General features: G+C 53.9%; 16 protein-coding genes. 11 read left to right on the forward strand and 5 right to left on the reverse strand.

What is annotated here, in order from left to right; genetic code table 11:
- Nucleotides 1-118: 118 nt before the first annotated feature.
- The gene (locus tag CKL79_RS17865; RefSeq protein ID WP_240518946.1) at nucleotides 119-1,618 is read left to right on the forward strand and encodes a phospholipase D-like domain-containing protein; all 1,500 of its coding nucleotides are present in this window, start codon (nucleotides 119-121) and stop codon (nucleotides 1,616-1,618) included.
- A 110-nt stretch (nucleotides 1,619-1,728) separates the two neighbouring features.
- Nucleotides 1,729-2,304, forward strand: coding sequence for a Uma2 family endonuclease (locus CKL79_RS17870; protein ID WP_121970929.1), 576 nt, complete (start codon nucleotides 1,729-1,731; stop codon nucleotides 2,302-2,304).
- A gap of 31 nt (nucleotides 2,305-2,335) precedes the next feature.
- Here the strand turns inward: CKL79_RS17870 and CKL79_RS17875 are convergent, their stop codons facing one another.
- On the reverse strand, nucleotides 2,336-2,542 hold the full coding sequence (locus CKL79_RS17875) for a hypothetical protein (RefSeq protein WP_121970930.1): 207 nt from the start codon (nucleotides 2,540-2,542) through the stop codon (nucleotides 2,336-2,338).
- Nucleotides 2,543-2,693: 151 nt separating this feature from the next.
- Here CKL79_RS17875 and CKL79_RS17880 point away from each other — a divergent pair, with 151 nt between their 5' ends.
- Entirely contained in the window at nucleotides 2,694-3,458 is a 765-nt protein-coding gene (locus CKL79_RS17880; RefSeq protein ID WP_240518947.1) for a glycoside hydrolase family protein, read from the forward strand.
- A gap of 92 nt (nucleotides 3,459-3,550) precedes the next feature.
- Nucleotides 3,551-3,943: a hypothetical protein gene (locus CKL79_RS17885; RefSeq protein ID WP_121970931.1), complete on the forward strand. Its 393-nt coding sequence runs from the start codon at nucleotides 3,551-3,553 to the stop codon at nucleotides 3,941-3,943.
- A 94-nt stretch (nucleotides 3,944-4,037) separates the two neighbouring features.
- On the opposite strand, the gene CKL79_RS17890 is transcribed toward CKL79_RS17885, so the two are convergent.
- The 3 genes from CKL79_RS17890 to CKL79_RS17900 form a co-directional block, all read right to left on the reverse strand.
- Nucleotides 4,038-5,183 carry an anthranilate phosphoribosyltransferase family protein gene (locus CKL79_RS17890; RefSeq protein WP_346427068.1) on the reverse strand — a complete coding sequence of 382 codons (1,146 nt, stop codon included), beginning with the start codon at nucleotides 5,181-5,183 and terminating at the stop codon, nucleotides 4,038-4,040.
- 3 nt (nucleotides 5,184-5,186) lie between these two features.
- Entirely contained in the window at nucleotides 5,187-6,125 is a 939-nt protein-coding gene (locus CKL79_RS17895) for a LysR family transcriptional regulator (RefSeq protein ID WP_121970932.1), read from the reverse strand.
- 242 nt (nucleotides 6,126-6,367) lie between these two features.
- Entirely contained in the window at nucleotides 6,368-7,696 is a 1,329-nt protein-coding gene (locus CKL79_RS17900) for a HEAT repeat domain-containing protein (protein ID WP_121970933.1), read from the reverse strand.
- Nucleotides 7,697-8,614: 918 nt separating this feature from the next.
- On the opposite strand from CKL79_RS17900, the gene CKL79_RS17905 reads away from it, so the two are divergent.
- The 7 genes from CKL79_RS17905 to folB all read left to right on the forward strand — a co-directional run bounded on the left by CKL79_RS17905 (nucleotide 8,615) and on the right by folB (nucleotide 17,981).
- A complete protein-coding gene (locus tag CKL79_RS17905; protein WP_121970934.1) occupies nucleotides 8,615-10,174 on the forward strand; it encodes a ferredoxin--nitrite reductase in 1,560 nt (519 codons plus the stop codon).
- 179 nt (nucleotides 10,175-10,353) lie between these two features.
- Entirely contained in the window at nucleotides 10,354-11,985 is a 1,632-nt protein-coding gene (locus CKL79_RS17910; protein WP_121970935.1) for an MFS transporter, read from the forward strand.
- A gap of 119 nt (nucleotides 11,986-12,104) precedes the next feature.
- Nucleotides 12,105-14,408, forward strand: a complete 2,304-nt coding sequence (locus CKL79_RS17915; protein ID WP_121970936.1) for a nitrate reductase — start codon at nucleotides 12,105-12,107, stop codon at nucleotides 14,406-14,408.
- Nucleotides 14,409-14,468: 60 nt separating this feature from the next.
- Nucleotides 14,469-14,921: a phosphate-starvation-inducible PsiE family protein gene (locus CKL79_RS17920; RefSeq protein WP_121970937.1), complete on the forward strand. Its 453-nt coding sequence runs from the start codon at nucleotides 14,469-14,471 to the stop codon at nucleotides 14,919-14,921.
- Between the two features lie 12 nt (nucleotides 14,922-14,933).
- On the forward strand, nucleotides 14,934-16,154 hold the full coding sequence (locus CKL79_RS17925) for a lipid-A-disaccharide synthase-related protein (RefSeq protein WP_121970938.1): 1,221 nt from the start codon (nucleotides 14,934-14,936) through the stop codon (nucleotides 16,152-16,154).
- Between the two features lie 25 nt (nucleotides 16,155-16,179).
- The gene (locus tag CKL79_RS17930) at nucleotides 16,180-17,538 is read left to right on the forward strand and encodes a glutamate-5-semialdehyde dehydrogenase (protein ID WP_121970939.1); all 1,359 of its coding nucleotides are present in this window, start codon (nucleotides 16,180-16,182) and stop codon (nucleotides 17,536-17,538) included.
- Between the two features lie 83 nt (nucleotides 17,539-17,621).
- Entirely contained in the window at nucleotides 17,622-17,981 is a 360-nt protein-coding gene (gene folB, locus CKL79_RS17935) for a dihydroneopterin aldolase (protein ID WP_121970940.1), read from the forward strand.
- Nucleotides 17,982-18,111: 130 nt separating this feature from the next.
- On the opposite strand, the gene CKL79_RS17940 is transcribed toward folB, so the two are convergent.
- Nucleotides 18,112-18,789, reverse strand: coding sequence for a hypothetical protein (locus CKL79_RS17940; protein WP_141242230.1), 678 nt, complete (start codon nucleotides 18,787-18,789; stop codon nucleotides 18,112-18,114).
- Nucleotides 18,790-18,921: the final 132 nt, after the last annotated feature.

Here is an 18,921-nt window from a genome sequence, read left to right on the forward strand (position 1 = left end):
TGATAACTACTCCTTGATTGGATAGCGAAATAAAAGCCCCCCGCACGCTGCTTCTGGCAGGCCGTGCGGGGGGCTTTTTGTTTGATTTGATTGGCAGCTAGGCAGAGGCGGCGAGTTTATGTCTGCAGCTAGACCGACAGTGCAGCCAAAAATCTATACACTGCAAGTGCCATTGGTCAGAGGAGTGTGTGGAGTGGGTCTGATAATTACTGTTTTTCAATGGTTGCTTATTGGGCTGGTCGTGCTGGTTGCGATTGTCTTGCTGAGCTTGTACATCCGGGGGGCGTTTCGATGGCGGCCTCCCTTTCATATAGAGCATGCGATCGCCCCTAAAGACCCTCGATTTCTGCTAACGGTGAGCAGCCTGACCAAGTCTCTCTCTTCAACGGGCAAGGTGATCGGCTTCTGGAACACAGCTGACGAAATTCAAACAGCTCGCATAGCGGCCATTAACAGCGCTCAGCAAAGCATTCAGTTTGAAACGTTTATCATGACACCGGGGAAACGAGCCCAAGATTTTTCGGAAGCGATCGCCCGTCGAGCCACCGAAGGCATTGAAGTACAGCTACTCGTCGATAGCTGGGGAACCCGGAAACTGCCGATGAGCTACTGGCGGCGTCTGCAGTCAGCCGGAGCGCAGATTGTCTTTTTTAATCCGTTCGATTTTAGGGCCCCTGCTAACTATGCCGGGCGAACTCACCGCAAGCTGCTAATTATTGACGGTGAAAAGGTCTGGATAGGTGGGGCGGGCATTTCAGATCTGTGGGACGGCGTCGAGAAATCGGACGACACTAAGCCCTGGTTTGATATCGAAGCGGCCTTTACGGGCGAGGTTGTAACCGTACTATCGACTGTTTTTCAGACCCACTGGCAGGGGTACAAGCGATATAACGATAGCCAGGCGACGGCTGTCGATATGGCGAAAATTTATCCGGCGGTGGCTCAGCGAGAGGCGTCGTCGGCACGTTCAGCTTATCGGCCACCCAATACTGCTAATCGTCACTACGCCAGGCAGACGCCGCCGGAGGCTGAGACGCCAACGCTTCAAGACAAGGTTGATAAGGCGGCAATGTTGGTAACTATTGGCACAAAGCCGGGCTACCGAGAATCGCCTATCGAAATCACTAAGCAGACATTGATTGCCTGCGCGCGGCGACGGATTTGGCTATCGAGCCCCTATCTTTTGCCCAATAGGAGTACTCGGGAGCTGCTGATTGGCGCTCAGCGGGCTGGGGTAGACGTGCGGATTTTGACGACCAGCGTTCGGTCTGACAAAAAGCCGGTTTATTACGCTTCTTATGAGGTGTACGGCTCGCTATTAAAAGCTGGTATCAAAATCTTCGAATATCAGCCCAGCATGATCCATGCCAAAATGCTGATCATTGACGATGAGTGGGTGAATATGGGTAGCGCTAATATCGACTATCGCAGCTTTTTACACAACGATGAGCTGGATATCATCTCTGATAGCGCGGAACTATTCAATCATGTAGAACAGGCTTTTGAGCGAGGATTCGCCGAATGTGAGCAGATCGGCCTGCGGCAATGGAAAAGGCGCTCTTGGCTGAAGCATCGGCTACTGGGCAATGTGGTGCGCTTAGTAGAGTGGCAGCTTTAGAGCCTCAGGCATGAGCGGTTCAGCTGGGTCATACAGCTCTATGCCAATACTCAATGAAAGCGATCGCTGAGTACTAAAATGAAAGCAACCCGTGCTACCGGTTTTAAGCAATGATGGCACTTACCTTAGATATGCGCGCCGCTGACCTCGCCCTGAGTGAGGCCGAGTTTTATCGTCTGTGTCAGGCAAATCCGGATTTAAGACTCGAACTCACCGCAGAAGGACATTTAATACTGATGCCGCCGACCGGATGGGAGACAGGCAACCGAAATTTTGACCTTGCCCAGCAGTTTGGTAATTGGGTGAAGCGCGATGGCAGCGGACTGGGCTTTGATTCGTCTACGGGCTTTAGATTGCCGAACGGGGCGATTCGCTCCCCTGATGTGGCTTGGGTGCTAAAGAGCCGGATAGAAGCCTTATCTCCCGATCCCAATAAGTTTTTGCCGCTGTGCCCCGATTTCGCCGTTGAGCTACAGTCTGCGAGCGACACGCTATCAGTGCTGCAGGCAAAAATGCAGATGTATTTAAACAATGGCCTCACTCTAGGCTGGCTAATTAGCCCTCAAGACAAAATTGTCGAAATCTATCGTCCGGAGCAGCCGGTTGAAACGGTGCCGCTGTCAGGCACGCTATCAGGTGAACCAGAGCTACCTGGCCTTCAGGTCAATCTAGACGAAATTTTTTAGAAAGTTGCTAAATTTCCTCTATCTTTTTTCTTTATTTTCTAAAGGGGCCGACCCAGATGGCTGCGCCCGTAACCAGGGGAATCAGGGCAAAAATGCCGCCAAACACGAGCGGATGGGTTCTGGCAGCAGGGAAGCTGAGCAGCGTGCCCATGACCAGGCCGCAGTAGAGCAGGGCAGCGAAGGGGACAGCGCAGATCAAGATGATCATCAAGCGGTCGTTGGATTCTATCGGGGCCATAGGCGGGCAGGTGAGGGATTAGGCGGCAGTTGGGTGTAGCTGCTCTACACAGGCCAACCAAGTCACAGGAAGTTTGGTTAATATGACCTATGTTAGTAGATGCTTTCAAGCAAGCCCTCTGTCTGAGCCCGCCCTTTAGCACTTAGTTCCTTTGTTTTTACAGCGTTTGATGCAGCGAAAGACCTCAGAAAGCCCGGAAAATACTGCTGAAAACCCATCCAAAAAGAGCTTAAAGAAGTCCCGGTCTCGCTCTAAGAAAAAGTCGGTTTTAGATGGCATGGGGCCCATTGGCTTGACGATGCTGATGTTTTTAGGGGTGGCTTGGACAATTCATGGGTGGTCATCAGTGCCATCGGCTGAAGAGGACCTGCTAGAGCCGACGGACTATGTCGCCTCGCCGCTGCCTTTGGTAATGGAGGGAGGCGACCCCTACCTGCGAGCCCTGATGCGAACGATCTCAGCAGCAGAATCCAACACGGCAGACCCTTACCGACTGCTGTACGGCGGACAGCGAGTGGAGGATTTGAGCGTGCATCCTGACGAGTGTGTGGCGATTGTGAATGGGCCAAATCTGGGAGACTGTACGACGGCGGCAGGCCGCTATCAGTTTTTGACAACGACCTGGGAGAGCCAGGCCCGATACTACAATCCTCAGCGGCTGTCCTGGTACGAGGTATGGGAGCAGCCTAGCTTTGAGCCCGAGTATCAAGATGCAGTGGTGTATGACTGGCTGGCTGATTCGGAGGTGTGGGGCGTAGATGTTGTTGAACTGCTGCGCCAGGAAGAGGTAAAGACAGTGCTAGAGCTGCTGTCGGGCACCTGGACTAGCCTGGGCTACGGCATTGAAGACAACAGCATGTCTGACCTGCTGCCTCAAATTTATGAGCAGATGCTGACAGAAGAGCTGGCAAATTGATCCGTAAGGCAGATGCGAGCGCTGGTGGCGATGGCTAACATATAGCGACTTTAAGCGGCAGTTGGTGGCTCTGGCCATACAAACAGCAGACTATGTCAACGTATCGGACGGTGATCTTAGAGGCTCATGATGGCTCACGGTGGCGATCGCTGTCCGAACTTCCCACTTTTGAAGACTCGCGCATCAATCAGTATCTGCTATGGGAAAACCCCAGCCTGTCACCCTTGCCCCAGAGTGCCAAAGATTTTCCGCCCCTGCCAGATGATTGCAGTGAGGGCGCGCGATCGCGCTTAAAAGAGGTGGCTTATCTGGTGACTACCTGCCTAAACCTGTCGGGGTTTCGCTTGGGCGTAGAAAATGTTGCCCGCGCTTACAAAGGTCACAGCTCGCAGGCAATGACCGAACTAAGAGGGGCGATCGCTATGGCCGAAGTCCTATCAGGCGGCAATATTCCTGTCCGGTTTATCATCTTGCTAGATCACTAAAAGCTTCGTCCAGGGCGCTTGGGCGCGCTGCTTGGCTCCTTCACCCGGCGGCGGGTCAGAGAACTACGCAGGCCATGACGTAGGAGCCTGCACATTAGGCAGCTTCGTCAATGGCGGCTCTGATCTCGTAGAGCTTATCTTTGACAGCGTTGTTGGTTAAGAGGGATTCGCTGAGTTCAAACCCGGCTGCTAAGCTATCCACTCGACCGACGCGCCACAGATAAAAGCCACTGTTCCACACGGCTGAGCGGCTGACTTCGTTCGGTTGCCCCGTGAAAGCCGCCTGGTAGTACGCTAACAACTCTGCTAGCGGGGTGATCTCTGGGTCTGACCCATGAAAGCCATAGTCGCGGGGATGTAGTAGCAGTCGTTCAGTTTCTAAGGTGCCAGCTTGCAAATGATTGAGGCCGATAATACCAGTGCGATCGCGGGCAATATCACAGCTCCCTTCTAAGCCCTTGACCGTCGTAAAAAAGGACGTGCCGCGCTGGGTGAAGGCATCCTGAGTGCGCGCTTCGGTGGGGGGGTGCACATAGCCGCTGACCAGGTTGCTCTGGCCGATGTAGGGCGACCACATAATCTCAACGGTAGCCAGGGTAGGGCGCTTACCAATTTGCTCGCGGTAGGGCACCATCGCCTGCGCCTGCGGGAAGTGAACCGGCTGGTAAACAAAGCCCAGACCGGTCTGAGCCAGTACCGTTTGTACCTGGTCAATGGTCAGCGCTGGCCAATTAAGCCCTAGCCCCTGCCAAATTTCTGCCGTTGGCAGGCCCATTTTGGTCGGCATGCGATCGCCGCCAGCCATCACCACCGGGGCACCCGCTGCAACCATGATCAGCGCCGTCAGGGGGGTGATAGGCGCTGTACGCGATCGCCCATCGTAAGGATTGCAAAAAACAGTAACCGGATAAGGCGCGTCAATCTCACTGAGGTGAGGGCCGAGCGCGTCGTAGGTATCGAGCATCCCGGCGAGTTCGGTAGGGGTCGGACGCTTGATCCGGTGGGCGATCATAAAAGCGCCAATCTGAGCGGGAGTGGCCGCTTCGGTCAGCATCAGCACAGTGGCAGTCGCCGCTTCCTCGCGGCTTAGCGACTTGGCGGTATGGATGCCGCTGCCTATTTTTTTTAGCAGGTCTCGAAATTGGTCACTCAAAGACTGGTTGCTTGGGTTGTTCTGGTTGGTCAGTGGGGCATCGGGGAGGTAGCTCATAGGGACGGTGGTGGGACCGCTAATTGGCACCGGCTAGCTGGCGGTAGGGAGGACGGCAAGGTCGCTGACTTGGGTAAATTGGTCGCTGGCCTGCTGACGCACCAAATCGCAAAACTCTCGAATAGGCGGAATCATCAGGCGGTCGTGGGTAGTAACCATCACCACTTTGCGCCGCAACACAGGCGCACCGGTTGCCCGCACGGTCAGGTCGGGGTCGCGGCGGCTTTCGATCAGGGCGGAGCGCGGCAGCAGGGCTACCATATTACCCTGGCGGACAACACCCCGAAAGGCATCGAGCGTATTGAGTTCTAAGGCGATCTTGAAATCTGCGCCCTGATCTCGAAACTGACTTTGGACAATGCGCTGCATCCCGTAGCCGTCTTTAAACACCACCTGCGGATAGCGAGCAATTTCTGCCCAGGGCACCGTCTGGTGGCGGCTCAGCGGATGATCTGCCGCCATCAGCACTTCGACAGGCTCTTCGTAGAGCGGCACCACCACCATTTCTTGATTGTTGGTAAGTAGCGGGTTGTGCATGACGATAGAGACATCGACCAGGCCATCGCGCAGTACTTTGAGGGAGCGATCACTGCCCAATGCCGTGATCCGCAGCTGCACATTGGGGTGCGTATGGCAGTACTGCGTGACAATCGGTGGCAGCAGATATGCGCAGACCGAATGAATCCCAGAGATGCACAGCTCAGTCTGCTTCCCCTTGACCAGATCGCCAATTTCTTGCTGAGCCTGCTGCCACTCTTTGCAGATACGCAACGCTCTGGGCATCAGCGTGCTGCCAGCTAGGGTGAGCTTAGCCTGAGCCGTCCGGTGAAACAGCGATACGCCAAAATCATCTTCAATCGCCCGCACCTGGCGGCTAATGGTGGACTGGGTAACGCCGCACTGCCGCGCCGCCGCCTGAAAGCTGCCAGTTTCGGCGACCGCTAAAAAAGCCTGCAACTGCTCTAGGCGCATAAAAATTACAGAGTGATACAGCTGCGTAAGGTCTAGCTCATGGGTTGAAGCATGCGCTGCCCCTGATCTAAACCCTCATCTCTAACTGTAAAGCGCAGTCATATTTGGTTTTGTAAGGGTTGCTACGGCCCAGCCAGCAAAAAAGTGTGGGCTTCCAAATTTACTTCAGGCCACCCCCGATTCGGATAGATTTGGGGATTGGGTAGTCGCTGAATTTGCCATCTTAGCAGTGCCTAGGCAAGTTACCAGGCGGATAAACTCTCAGTCACTTGCTGTCGCCGCAGCGGGGGTGTGTTTTCGTCTTCTACATATTGCTGAATTTTGGTTTGGGCAGCTTTGGGATCAATTTGCTTGAGGGCGCTCAGGACGTGCATTCTGATGCGAGAGTCGGGGTCGCTGAGCATGGGGATCAGGCTGTCGAGGGCGGGGCGAGCGCTGAGTCGGGCCAGAGATGAAATGACGGCTTGCTTGAGGGCTAGGGCGCTAGGGTAGGTTGACAAGTCAGTTTCTTTAGAGCGATCGCCGACCTCGACCGTTGGGTTCGCTAAATTATCGGCCTGAAGCCAGCCAAGCAGAGGCTGAGCCGCTTGCAGTTTGAGAGTGGCAGAGCGGGTTTGGCCAAGCGATCGCGCAATCTCTTGCTGAACGGCAGGCATGACGACCGGCACGGCGCAGTCAAAAGCATGGGTAAGGTAGGCCACGGCAGCTGGCGTATCCATCCAGCCCAGAGCCCGGACGATAGCAACCTTGACCGCTACGGGCTGTGGCTGGGTAAGCGATTCTCCCAGTGCGATGACGGCTGCTTCACCCCCGAGCCGTCCTAAGGCCACGGCGCTTTCTCGGGCGATCGCTTCGTCTGGATGATACAGACAGCGCTGCAGCGAACCGATCAAATCAGTCGTAGTGAGCAGATCAGCCCGCCGACCCAGCGTGCGGATGGCTTCAATGCAGACCGGGCTCACATCATCGAGCGCGGCCAATAGCACTGGTGTAACCCGAGAATCGTGAAAGCTGCCGAGGGCTTCGACGGCGATCGCCCGAAGCTGAGGATCGGCGTCAGCAGCAATGCTCAGTAGCGGGGATATGGTGACGCTGCGGCGAATGCGAGCCAGCGTCCGGGCCGCTAAGATTCGGCGAGCCAGCGGCTGATGCGGGTCTAGCAGGTGAGTAAGGCTAGCGATGGCACTGCTACCCAGCTGAGTGAGGGCTTTAATGGTCTCTAGCTGAAGGTCTTCGGCAGTCGTCGTCACCAGCAGCTCTGCCAGCGCTTCGACCACTACCGGATGGTCAAACTGCGCCAGTGCTCGCACCAAAAACCATTGATTTTCGGGATCGGTGCTGTCTTCCAGACGATCGATTAAGTAAGGGATAGGGCGATCGCCCCACTGCACAAACTGCCGATCAAGTCGCTTGGTTCTGTCCCATTTACTTTGAAAGTCACCTTCGACGAGCTGGGCGATCGCCTGCTCTATTTGCCTTTCGGTTTCGTGCTCGGCTATGGATTCTCCGTCAGGATTATCTTTTGGGTGAGCAGCAGAGTCGGATGAAGAGATAGATTCCGCAGACGACATAAGACCTTAAATAACTCCTCAATATAATGAGCGCATAATCGGTAGCAATAGCTAGCCTTCATAGTCGAGCGCTGCTCTCTTGTGGCCGAAGCTAAGGCAGATTCAGAGGCGTCTAAGGTGGCAAAGCACTCCCAACAGCCCGAAGTACCTCGCAGCTTTCTCTGAATATTCCTGAAAATATTACGGTTGCTGCTTAACCTCAGTATCTACCAGGCTATCAGATGACTCAAGAATCAACAGCTCGAACGAAGCAATTGGGTCTTCACTTAGCTCTCAAGTAGTTTTGGTTGCCTGTGCTACCAAATTCTGTCTGTGACTGGCCAGGTGATGAAGCGCCTAATAGCCCAATCAAGTTCGATGGTTCAATGCTGATAGCAGATAGCCTGGAGCAACATAAACGCTGAAAACTGGCATAGAAAGGATGAAAACATTTCTAAATTGGTTGCATAGGCTATCCGAACGCTAGCTTCATGTCTCTAGAGCGATCGCTCCGAGCCAGTATTTTGCAAAAAACGCATCGTAATAATGCAGCTAATGCCACAGATGAGCCTAATGAGGTTAGAAGCGTATCTGTTAATACAAAAGGCTCTGTAGATTTTTCATATGTTAGGAGCAACTCAACAGCAGATGAGTTAGACAAAACCCTAAAACGGTTCCTTATAAGCGTGGTGGGCAAGGGCACCCGTCAAATATTTAACAAGTCTTTGATAGCTGTACTTGCCACTTTTCTTCGCCGAGTCACTTCGGTTGTGGTTTCTATAAAACTGCACAGGCTTATCATTAGAACCCGTTAAAAAAAGGTTTGAAAGGCCGCTGCTGTGTTCTACACCTTGAATGAATTGACTTGCCACTTGGCGAAAAAACAGCGAAGGCAAATTGATGATTTCAAGGCGAAATTACTAAACATTTGGGTATGGCATGGTTACTTCACCAAGCGTCGCAGACAGGGTGGAAAAAAAGAATAAGTTTGAGAAATACAAAGCCGAAAAAGACGGTTTAGCGGTTAAGGACGAACTTGATAAGTTTGCCGAAATGGGCTGGGAAGCGCTCGATAAAACTGACCTGACTGGCCGACTGAAGTGGTTAGGTGTATTCCATCGGCCGGTCACCCCAGGCAAGTTCATGCTGCGCTTGCGGATGCCTAACGGCGCGCTCTCTAGTCATAAAATGCGCATTCTCGCTGAAATCGTCCAGTGCTACGGTGACGACGGCTGCGCGGATGTAACCACCCGGCAAAATCTCCAGCTGCGCGGCGTCCGCCTGGAAGACATTCCCGATATCTTCGAGCGCTTTAAGCAGGCGGGCATTACCTCTATTCAGTCGGGCATGGATAACGTGCGCAACATTACCGGTTCGCCAGTAGCGGGCATCGCTGCCAATGAACTGATCGATACGCAGGGTCTGGTGCGTAAAGTGCAGGACATGATTACTAACAATGGTGAAGGCAATTACGACTTTACCAACCTGCCTCGTAAGTTCAACATTGCGCTTGAAGGCAGCCGGGAAGATTCCATTCATTCAGAAATTAACGACATCGCCTTTTTGCCAGCATTTAAAGACGGTGTAGAAGGCGGCGAACTCGGATTTAACGTCATTGTCGGCGGATTTTTCTCGGCTAAACGCTGCGACTCGGCGATTCCCCTGAATGCCTGGGTGCCTGCTGATGACACGGTGGTGGAGATTTGCCGCGCCATTCTGACAGTATTTCGCGATTTGGGATCGCGGGGTAACCGACAGCAGACGCGCCTGATGTGGCTGATTGAAGAAATGGGCCTGCAAGAGTTTCGCGCGGCGGTAGAAAAGCAAATGGGCCAGTCCTTAGCGTCTGCGGCCCCAGAGAACGCCATCACCGACGAAGGCAAGAGCGATCATCTCGGCGTTCACGCCCAAAAGCAGCCCGGATTGAACTACGTGGGTCTGCACATTCCGGTGGGCCACTTCTACGCCGATGACATGTTTGAAATTGCTCGCCTCGCGGAAGTGTACGGCAATGGCGAAATTCGCCTGACCGTCGAGCAAAATGTCATCATCCCCAACATTCCGGACTCTCGCCTGGAGGCGTTTTTGCAGGAAGCGCCCGTGCAGAAGTTCTCGATTGACCCGTCGCCGCTGGTGCGCAGAAGTGTTTCCTGCACCGGGTCGCGGTTTTGCAACTTTGCTCTGATCGAAACTAAGCAGCGCGCCCATGCCTTAGCCCAGGAGCTAGATGCGCTGTTTGAGATAGATGAGAAGGTGCGCCTGCACTGGACGGGTTGTCCTAACTCCTGCGGTCAGCCGCAGGTGGCTGACATCGGGTTCTTAGGAACAAAAACTCGTAAGGATGGCAAGACCGTGGAGGCTGTCGATATTTACATGGGCGGTCAGGTAGGTAAACATGCTCAGCTTGGCGAGCGGGTGATGAAAGCCGTGCCCTGTGAAGATTTGAAGGAGGTCGTTGCTGACCTGCTGCAAGAAAAGTTTGGGGCAATTGCCAAATGAGTCTCTGTTGACTCATGTTTTCCCGGCCTGACGGCTGCTGTCGATAGTCATTATTGGGGCAGCAGGTCGGGCCACCAAAAAAGAAGTCTTGAGGTTGCCGCCTCAAGACTTCAGTTAAGTAGCCTCGCTCCGGAACCATCCGGGGCAGGGCATATCCATACCTAGGAGCATAGCGCAAGATGATTGGAGAGTTGTTTACGAAAGCAACTCAGGGCAGGTATAGAATATTACACCTGACCTGGTTTGCCTTCTTTTTATCATTTGTTGTTTGGTTTAATTTCCCACCGTTCGCGACGACTATTGTTCAAGAGTTTGGCCTGACTCCCCAGCAGGCGGGCACTATCGGCCTGTGTAACGTGGCTTTGACGGTACCGGCTCGGATCATTATCGGGATGCTGCTCGATAAGTACGGCCCTCGCGTTACGTATACCTGTCTGCTAATTTATGCGGCAATTCCCTGTTTGATCTTTGCAACGGCGACGAGCTTCAACCAGCTGGTTGTTGGCCGCTTGCTGATGGGGATTGTCGGTGCGGGCTTTGTAATCGGCATTCGCATGACCGCAGAGTGGTTCCCCCCAAAAGAAGTGGGTACAGCTGAAGGTATTTACGGCGGCTGGGGCAACTTCGGATCTGCGTTTTCTGCCTTCACGATGGTGCTTTTTGCGATGGCGCTGAGCTTCTTGCCCGGTTCGTTTAACTTCGGTGAGCCTCAGCCCTTCGAAGTTTTGGGGATGTCCTTCAGTAGCGAAGTTTTGAATTGGAGAGCGGCGATCGCAGGCTCCGGTATTGTGACAGCGCTATACGGCGTGTTTTACTACTTCAATGTCACCGACACGCCTCCGGGTAAAGTCTACCGTCGTCCTGCAAGCGCTCGCGGCATCGAAGTGACTACCGTTCGCGACTTCTGGTTCTTGATGGCCATGAACGTCCCTCTGACGGCCATCTTGATGGTGATTGCCTGGAGACTGCAACAAGTCGGCTTTCTTTCTGTTCCGGCAATGTTTATCACCATGCTCTTGCTACTGGGGCTGTATGCGTTTCAGGCGTACAACTGCTGGATGGTCAACAAAGATCTCCTGGCCGGACGCAAACGCTACCCCGCAGAAGATCGCTATCGGTTTAAGCAGGTTGCGATTCTAGAGCTGACTTATGTTGTGAACTTTGGCTCTGAGCTAGCGGTGGTTTCCGTGCTACCTGCCTTCTTTGAAGGCACCTTCAGCCTGGATAAAGCAGCCGCTGGGATGATTGCCGCGAGCTATGCGTTTATGAATCTGGTCTCTCGTCCGGGCGGCGGCATCATCTCCGACTCGGTCGGTAGCCGCAAGTGGACGATGACGGTACTGCTAGGCGGCATGGGAATTGGCTATCTGCTCTTTAGCATGGTCGGCAGCAGTTGGTGGTTGCCGGGGGCAGTGCTGCTGGTGATGGCTTGCTCCTTCTTTGTGCAGGCAGCAGAAGGCGCTACCTTTGCCCTCGTGCCGCTGGTGAAGTCTCGGATTACAGGACAGGTTGCCGGCAACGTCGGTGCTTACGGCAACGTCGGCGCAGTCGCTTACCTGACAATTTTGCTCCTACTTCAACAGGCGCTAGTTCCTGCCGGTGATGGAGTCGATCCAGCCGTTATCGCCGCTGGAACGGCTCGGGCGAATGCGCTCTTTTTCCAGGTGCTAGGGGTAGCCGGTTTAATCGTCGCCTTCCTCTGTGCGTTCTTTCTGGATGAACCCAAGAACTCCTTTGCCGATGCTCACGAGGGTGAAGAGGTGGCCATTCCGGTTGCGCCTGCTGCTGGTAATCCTTCTGTGATGAGTTAAGAGTTGTTCAAGGGTAAAGATTGACACAGGTTTTTGTGTCAGTTTCCACTAAACCGGTAGGGGGCGTTTGATCGTCTCCTACCGGTCTGTTTATCAGCATTTATGGGGAAGGTTCAGCGGTGTCACATTCAGCCAAAACAGGTTCGACCAAAACACTCTCAACCAAAACACTCTGTCCCTACTGCGGCGTAGGCTGCGGCCTAGAAGTTTTTCCGCCCGCTCGCAAAGGCCGGGGAATCACTCGTGACAGCGAAGGTCGGCCAATTTGGCAGGCGGTAGGCGATAGAGAGCATCCTTCTAGCAAAGGGCAGGTGTGCATTAAAGGCGCTTCGGTCGGCGAATCACTGAATAAAGACCGGCTCAAGCACCCGATGATACGGGAGTCGCTAGAGGTTCCTTTTCAGCAAGTAAGTTGGGAAGCAGCGCTCGGTAAGATCACCTCAGAAATTCAAAAATCAATTGAGCTGCGTGGCCCAAACTCCATCTGTATGTACGGCTCGGGGCAGTTTCAAACCGAAGATTATTACGCGGCGCAAAAGCTCATCAAAGGCTGCATCGGCACGAACAACTTTGATGCCAATTCGCGTCTCTGTATGTCTTCAGCGGTGTCGGGCTATATTCAGAGCTTTGGCTCCGATGGCCCGCCCTGCTGCTACGACGATCTAGAGGAAACGGACTGTGCCTTTTTGATCGGCACCAACACCGCAGAGTGTCATCCGATCATCTTTAACCGCTTGCGCAAGCATCACAAAAAAAATAAAGGCGTCAAGCTGATTGTGGTCGATCCGCGTCGTACGGATACTGCTAAGAATGCTGACCTGCATTTGGCGATTAAGCCGGGTACTGACATTGCCCTGCTCAACGGCATTGCCTATCTGCTCATTCGCCAGGGCAAGCACGATCCTGTTTTTATTGATTACTGCACAGACGGCTTTACCGAATATGCTCAAGTAGCCGCTCAGTACCCGCCTGATCGCGTGGCGGAAATTTGCGGTATTGCCAAAGCAGATGTGGAAAAGGCCGCTAAGCTGTGGGGCGAGTCTCAGCGGGTGCTTTCGCTGTGGTCAATGGGTGTTAACCAGTCGAGCGAAGGCACGGCCAAGGTGCAAACGATTATTAATTTGCACCTGATGACCGGCAACATTGGCCGTCCGGGGGCGGGGCCGTTCTCCCTGACCGGTCAGCCCAATGCGATGGGAGGCCGGGAGGCGGGCGGGCTGGCGCATATATTACCGGGCTACCGGTTGGTGAAAAATCCGGTTCATCGGCGGGTGGTTGAGCGGGTTTGGCAGTTGCCCGAAGGCAGTATTTCGCCGGAGCCCGGTTTGGCCGCTTGGGATATGATGCTGGCGCTGGAGCGTGAAGCGGTAGGCGTGCTGTGGGTAGCCGCTACCAACCCAGCGGTGAGCATGCCCGATATTGAGCGGACGAAGGCAGCGCTGCTAAAGTCGCCGTTTACCATTTGCCAGGATGCTTACTACCCGACTGAGACGGCAGCTTACGCGCATGTGCTGCTACCTGCGGCCCAGTGGGGCGAGGCTTCGGGCGTGATGACCAATTCTGAGCGGGTAGTGACGTTTTGTGAGGCTTTTCGAGCGCCGGTGGGCAGTGCTAGAGCGGACTGGGCAATCTTTGCTGAGGTGGGTCGCCGCCTGGGCTTTGAGAAGCAGTTTGATTGGTCGGATGCAGCGGCGGTGTATGACGAATTTGTCAGCCTGACGGCAGACCGGCTGTGCGATATGAGCGGGCTCAGTCATGAGCGATTGGCTAAAACAGGGCCGATTCAGTGGCCCGCACCGGTGTGTGAAACAGCACAGACGGCGGCGACTAAGTTTGACAAGCGGCTGTATACTGATTTCAATTTTTTGACGGAGAACGGTCGGGCGAAGTTTGCCGCGTTTCATATCAAAGGGCTGGCGGAGCCGCCCGATCCGGAGTTTCCGATGGTGCTGACGACCGGGCGACTGCTCGGGCACTGGCATACGCAGACGCGCACCGGGCGAATTGAGAAGATTGCGAAGAAGTACAGCCAGCCGACACTAGAGGTCAATCCTCGGGATGCGCAGCAGATGCAGTTGCAGTCGGGAGATTGGGTAGAGGTGCGATCGCGCCGAGGCTTTGCCCATCTCCCCATCCGGGTCACTCAAAATATCTGCCGGGGCACCGTCTTTATGCCGATGCACTGGGGATTTTTATGGGCTGACAATGCTGAAGTAAATGGGCTTACCCATCCTCAGTCATGTCCGATTTCTAAGCAGCCAGAGCTGAAAGCTTGCGCCGTACAGCTCACGCTGATTGCTTCCCAGCCGCCGACCGCTGCGCCCACGAGCGCTGAGCAAATTATGGCGATGGTGCAGTCGCCGCCGGCTGTGACTCAGCAAGCTGCGATCGCCTCTCAGCGAGATCAGGTGGTTGCTCGATGACTGCTCGCAAGGTTGACCCTACCTGTAGTATTAGATTGAATCTACACAGCAAGGGGCAGCGTGAGCAATCGATTTATCAGGTTTCTTCGCCGTCATTCGAGCGACCAGGGCTTTTTAAAGAACTTAGAGCTGTTTGAGAGCCTGGTTTCTAAGCTGCTCTCGATTGCGATGGTGATAGTAATTATCGTCGTTATCGTAGATCTGGGACTGTATTTGGCCGATGTCCTGTTCAACCCTGATCCCAACACCTTTTTGGGGACGACGCTGCTGAATATTTTTGGGTTGTTTCTCAGTGTGCTGATTGCGCTAGAAATTTTAGAAAATATTACGGCCTACCTGAGAAAACATGTCGTGCAGGTAGAGCTGGTAATTGTCACTTCGCTGACGGCAGTGGCGAGAAAGATCATTATTCTAGATCTGGAAAAGGTGACGGGGGTGAGTTTGATTGGGCTGGCGATCGCCATTCTCTCGCTTTCCATCAGCTACTTTATTGTTAAAAACGTGCATTCGTAACCCCGGCTGGCAATGAAACTGCTGTGCATCAGTAACGGCCACGGTGAAGATGTAATCGCGCTGCGCATTCTCACGCCGCTGCGTCAGCTTTGCCCTGAAGTGAGTCTGTCGGTTTTGCCGATTGCCGGGGCAGGCAACAGCTATCGCTCAGCGAATCTGCCGGTAATTGGCCCGGCGCGATCGCTTCCCTCTGGGGGCTTTCTCAACCGCGATCCGCAGCAGCTCGCCCGCGATTTGCAAGGGGGATTACTGGGTTTAACGCGATCGCAGCTCGCCGCTATCAAAACTTGGGCCAAAACCGGTGACGCCATTCTCGCGGTTGGTGACGTTGTCCCGTTGCTATTTGCCTATCTCAGTGGCTTGCCCTATGCCTTTGTCGGCACGGCTAAGTCGGAGTACTGGCTGCGAGACGAACAGGGTAAATTGCCCGCGACGAATCTGTGGAACCCGCTAGAGGGCTGGTCAGGTTCTGTATATTTGCCCTGGGAGCGCTGGCTAATGTCGCGTGATCGCTGCCGCGCGGTCTTTGTGCGCGACGCTCTCACCGCAAAGCAGCTAGAGCATTTAGGGGTGAGGGCTAAATATGCGGGTAACCCAATGATGGATGGCCTCAGCCCGACCGGGACGCTATCTGCTCAGCCAATGCCCGCTGACGCCCTGACGATTGCGCTATTACCCGGCTCTAGGCCGCCCGAAGCTTACGACAACTTTGCCCGAATGCTGGCGACATTGCCGGGTCTCATAGCGGCGTTTGGCGATCGCCCGCTGACCTTACTGGCGGCGATCGCCCCTAGTCTCTCTCTCCACAAGCTGCAAGCTTACCTATCTGACTGGCAATTTATTCCCGGTGCCTATCCTGCTTACACCCGCCAGACGGCCACGATTGTATTGATATCTGACGCTTATAACGACTGCCTCGATCAGGCCGAAATTGCGATCGCCACCGCTGGCACGGCTGCTGAGCAATTTGTCGGGCTGGGCAAACCCGTCATTACGCTCCCCGGCAAAGGCCCTCAATTTACCCCGGCGTTCGCGACTGTGCAGGCCAAAATGCTCGGCCCCTCGGTACAGATGATCGACGATCTTGAGCAGGTGGGGATGGCGATCGCTCAAATCATGCGCGACCCCGACCGACTGCGAATGATTGATCAAAACGGCAAGCAGCGCATGGGAGAGAGTGGGGCGGGCGATCGCATTGCCCAGCAATTAACCCAGGCTTTATTGATAGACTAAAAGCCTACTCTTTTGCGCTATCGCCATGAACGCTCAAACCAGCTCGCCGTTTACCAATAGCCCCACGTCTACGGCATTGCCGCTGGTGGCCATTGCTCAGCAAACGCAGCAGGCCGCTCGCGAACTGGCTCAGCTTTCGGCTGCGGCTAAAAATGAGATAATCGAGGCGATCGCTCAGGCTTTAGAGGCGGCGGCTGGTACCATCACTGCGGCCAATCAGGCAGACCTGCAAGCTGCCCTCACAGAAAACCTGGCCAAGCCACTCTACAGCAGATTAAAGCTCGATGACATCAAACTCAAAGGCGCTATTCAGGGCGTCCGCAGCGTAGCGGCGCTGCCCGACCCAACCGGCCACATCACCATTCACCGCGAACTCGACGACGGCCTGACACTCAAGCGCATCGCCTGCCCGCTCGGCGTTTTAGGTATCATCTTTGAATCGCGCCCGGATGCGGTCATGCAAATTTCTGCCCTGGCCATTAAGTCTGGCAACGGCGTGATTCTGAAAGGGGGCCGCGAAGCGATTCGCTCTTGTACTGCGCTGGTCACTGCTATTCGCCAAGGTACTGCCAATGCCGGGGCAAATCCTAACGCCGTTCAGCTTTTGACGACCCGCGAAGAAACCAACGCCCTGCTGGCGCTCGATCAGTACGTCGATTTGATCATTCCTCGCGGCTCTAACTCGTTTGTGCAATACGTGCAGGCCAATACTCGCATTCCGGTACTGGGTCATGCTGACGGCATCTGTCACCTCTATATAGACAAAGCCGCTGATATTGAACAGAGCAAGTCAATTGTGGTTGATTCTAAAGTGGGCTATCCTTCGGCCTGCAATGCCGTCGAAACGCTTTTAGTTCATCAAGAGATTGCCGCTAAAGTGCTGCCAGTTATTGCTGAAGCTTTGCAAGCCGAGGGCGTTGAGCTACGGGGCGATCAGGAGAGCCAGCAGATTTTGAGCAATATCAAACCGGCAACAGAAGATGACTGGTCAACTGAATATAGCGACCTGATTTTAGCGATTCGCGTGGTCGATTCGCTAGAGGCGGCGATAGACCATATCAACACTTATGGATCGCGGCATACGGAGGCGATCGCCACCACCGACCAATCTGCCGCCGACATCTTCATGGCTCAGGTTGACGCTGCGGGTGTGTACCACAACTGCTCCACTCGCTTTGCTGATGGCTTCCGCTACGGCTTCGGCGCAGAAGTCGGCATCAGCACTCAAAAAATGCCCCCTCGTGGCCCGGTAGGGTTAGAAGGGCTGGTCACTTACAAGTATCAGCTTGTAGGAGACGGTCACATTGTTGCGACCTACTCCGGTGCAGATGCAAAACCTTTCACTCACAAAGATTTTTTATCAACGATGAAGTCAGAAGGATGAACGATGAGTTTAGATCTGTTTAGCTCGCTTCTCACTTCGCGAATCACTTCATCGTTCATCACTCATCCTTCACACTTTCCCCTATGGATACCATTCATATCAACGGCATCAAAGCCTTTGGCTACCTCGGCGTGCTTAAAGAGGAAAATGTTTTAGGCCAATGGTTTATTGTCGATCTCAAAATCTCTATCGATCTCTCTGCGGCGGGCAAAAGCGATGCGCTAGAAGATACGCACAGCTATGTAGAGATTGTTCAAGAGACTCAGCGGCTGATTCAAACAGAGAAATTTAAGCTAATTGAGAGTTTGGCAGATGCGGTTGCGACTCATGCCCTTAAAAGTGACCCTCGTATTCAACAAATCAATGTAAAAGTCACCAAACCCACTCCACCTATCCCCAATTTCAGCGGCACTGTCGCTGTAGAAATTACGCGCCCGAACTAGAACAACACGAGTTTACAAGGCAATAGCGTGGTCGATGAATGAGCAATGGCTCATATCGCAAAGCGCGAATGCCTCCGCATAGCTGACGCCTGCTATGCCTTCTTCAAGATGCGTACTGCCCCCGACTAGCTCAGCTCTCGGAGCCTTGCCCGCCTTCCTGCGCAAATTCGATCTTAATACCGCCATCTTCAGAAAACACAACGTCGCCGCCTAATGCTCTAATCTGAGCAACGGCTCGCTCACGAGTTGCGTCGTCTATTGCCGTGGTGAGAATACTGCTCCAGGCATTCACCTTAGCCTCCATACTCTCTGGATTGGCAGCCAAATACGCCGCCGTCTGCGCGGATAAAGCCGCCATCTGCTGGCTACCGGCATCGTCAGACTCAGCCGCCCACTGTGCTGCCATCTCAAAAGAGTGTTGTGCTTCATCGCCATCGTTGAGAAACAACAGCTCATCAGTGCCCTTATATCGCCAGATGTAGTAGCTGTCGGCAGGCTTTTGCTGCCCAAATGAAGAGAGTCCTTTGTCTATGATTTCTACTGTTTTATCTGGCATGCCGGCGTAGAAGGTCGTGCTTTCAGAGAGAAAGATGTAGAAGGGCCGGTAGTAAGGATCGTGATTTAAGACTGCTTCCATGTAGTTAGGGCTCAAACCATAGCCGCTAGTCTGACGGTTTTGGTTATCGCCAAAATACTGTAAGAACTCCAAAAAGCTCCAGTTAGCGACAACGTTTCTAAAACCAAAGCTCGGCCCCTCGCTGAGTAACTTGAGCTTTTCTAGCTGACCGGATAGCTGTTGATCAGTCATGAGAGCTTGTGAACTGCTAGTCTTCAGCTTATTCAGAGCAGAACTTTGCAGTACACCAACTGCACTAGAGACGGCTAAAATAAACGCGATGTTTTTGATTGCATTGATCGGCTTTTCAGTCATAGTCAGAGG

The organism is Leptolyngbya sp. BC1307 (genome assembly GCF_002286735.1).
In the GTDB taxonomy this organism is placed as follows: Bacteria; Cyanobacteriota; Cyanobacteriia; order Phormidesmidales; family Phormidesmidaceae; genus Phormidesmis.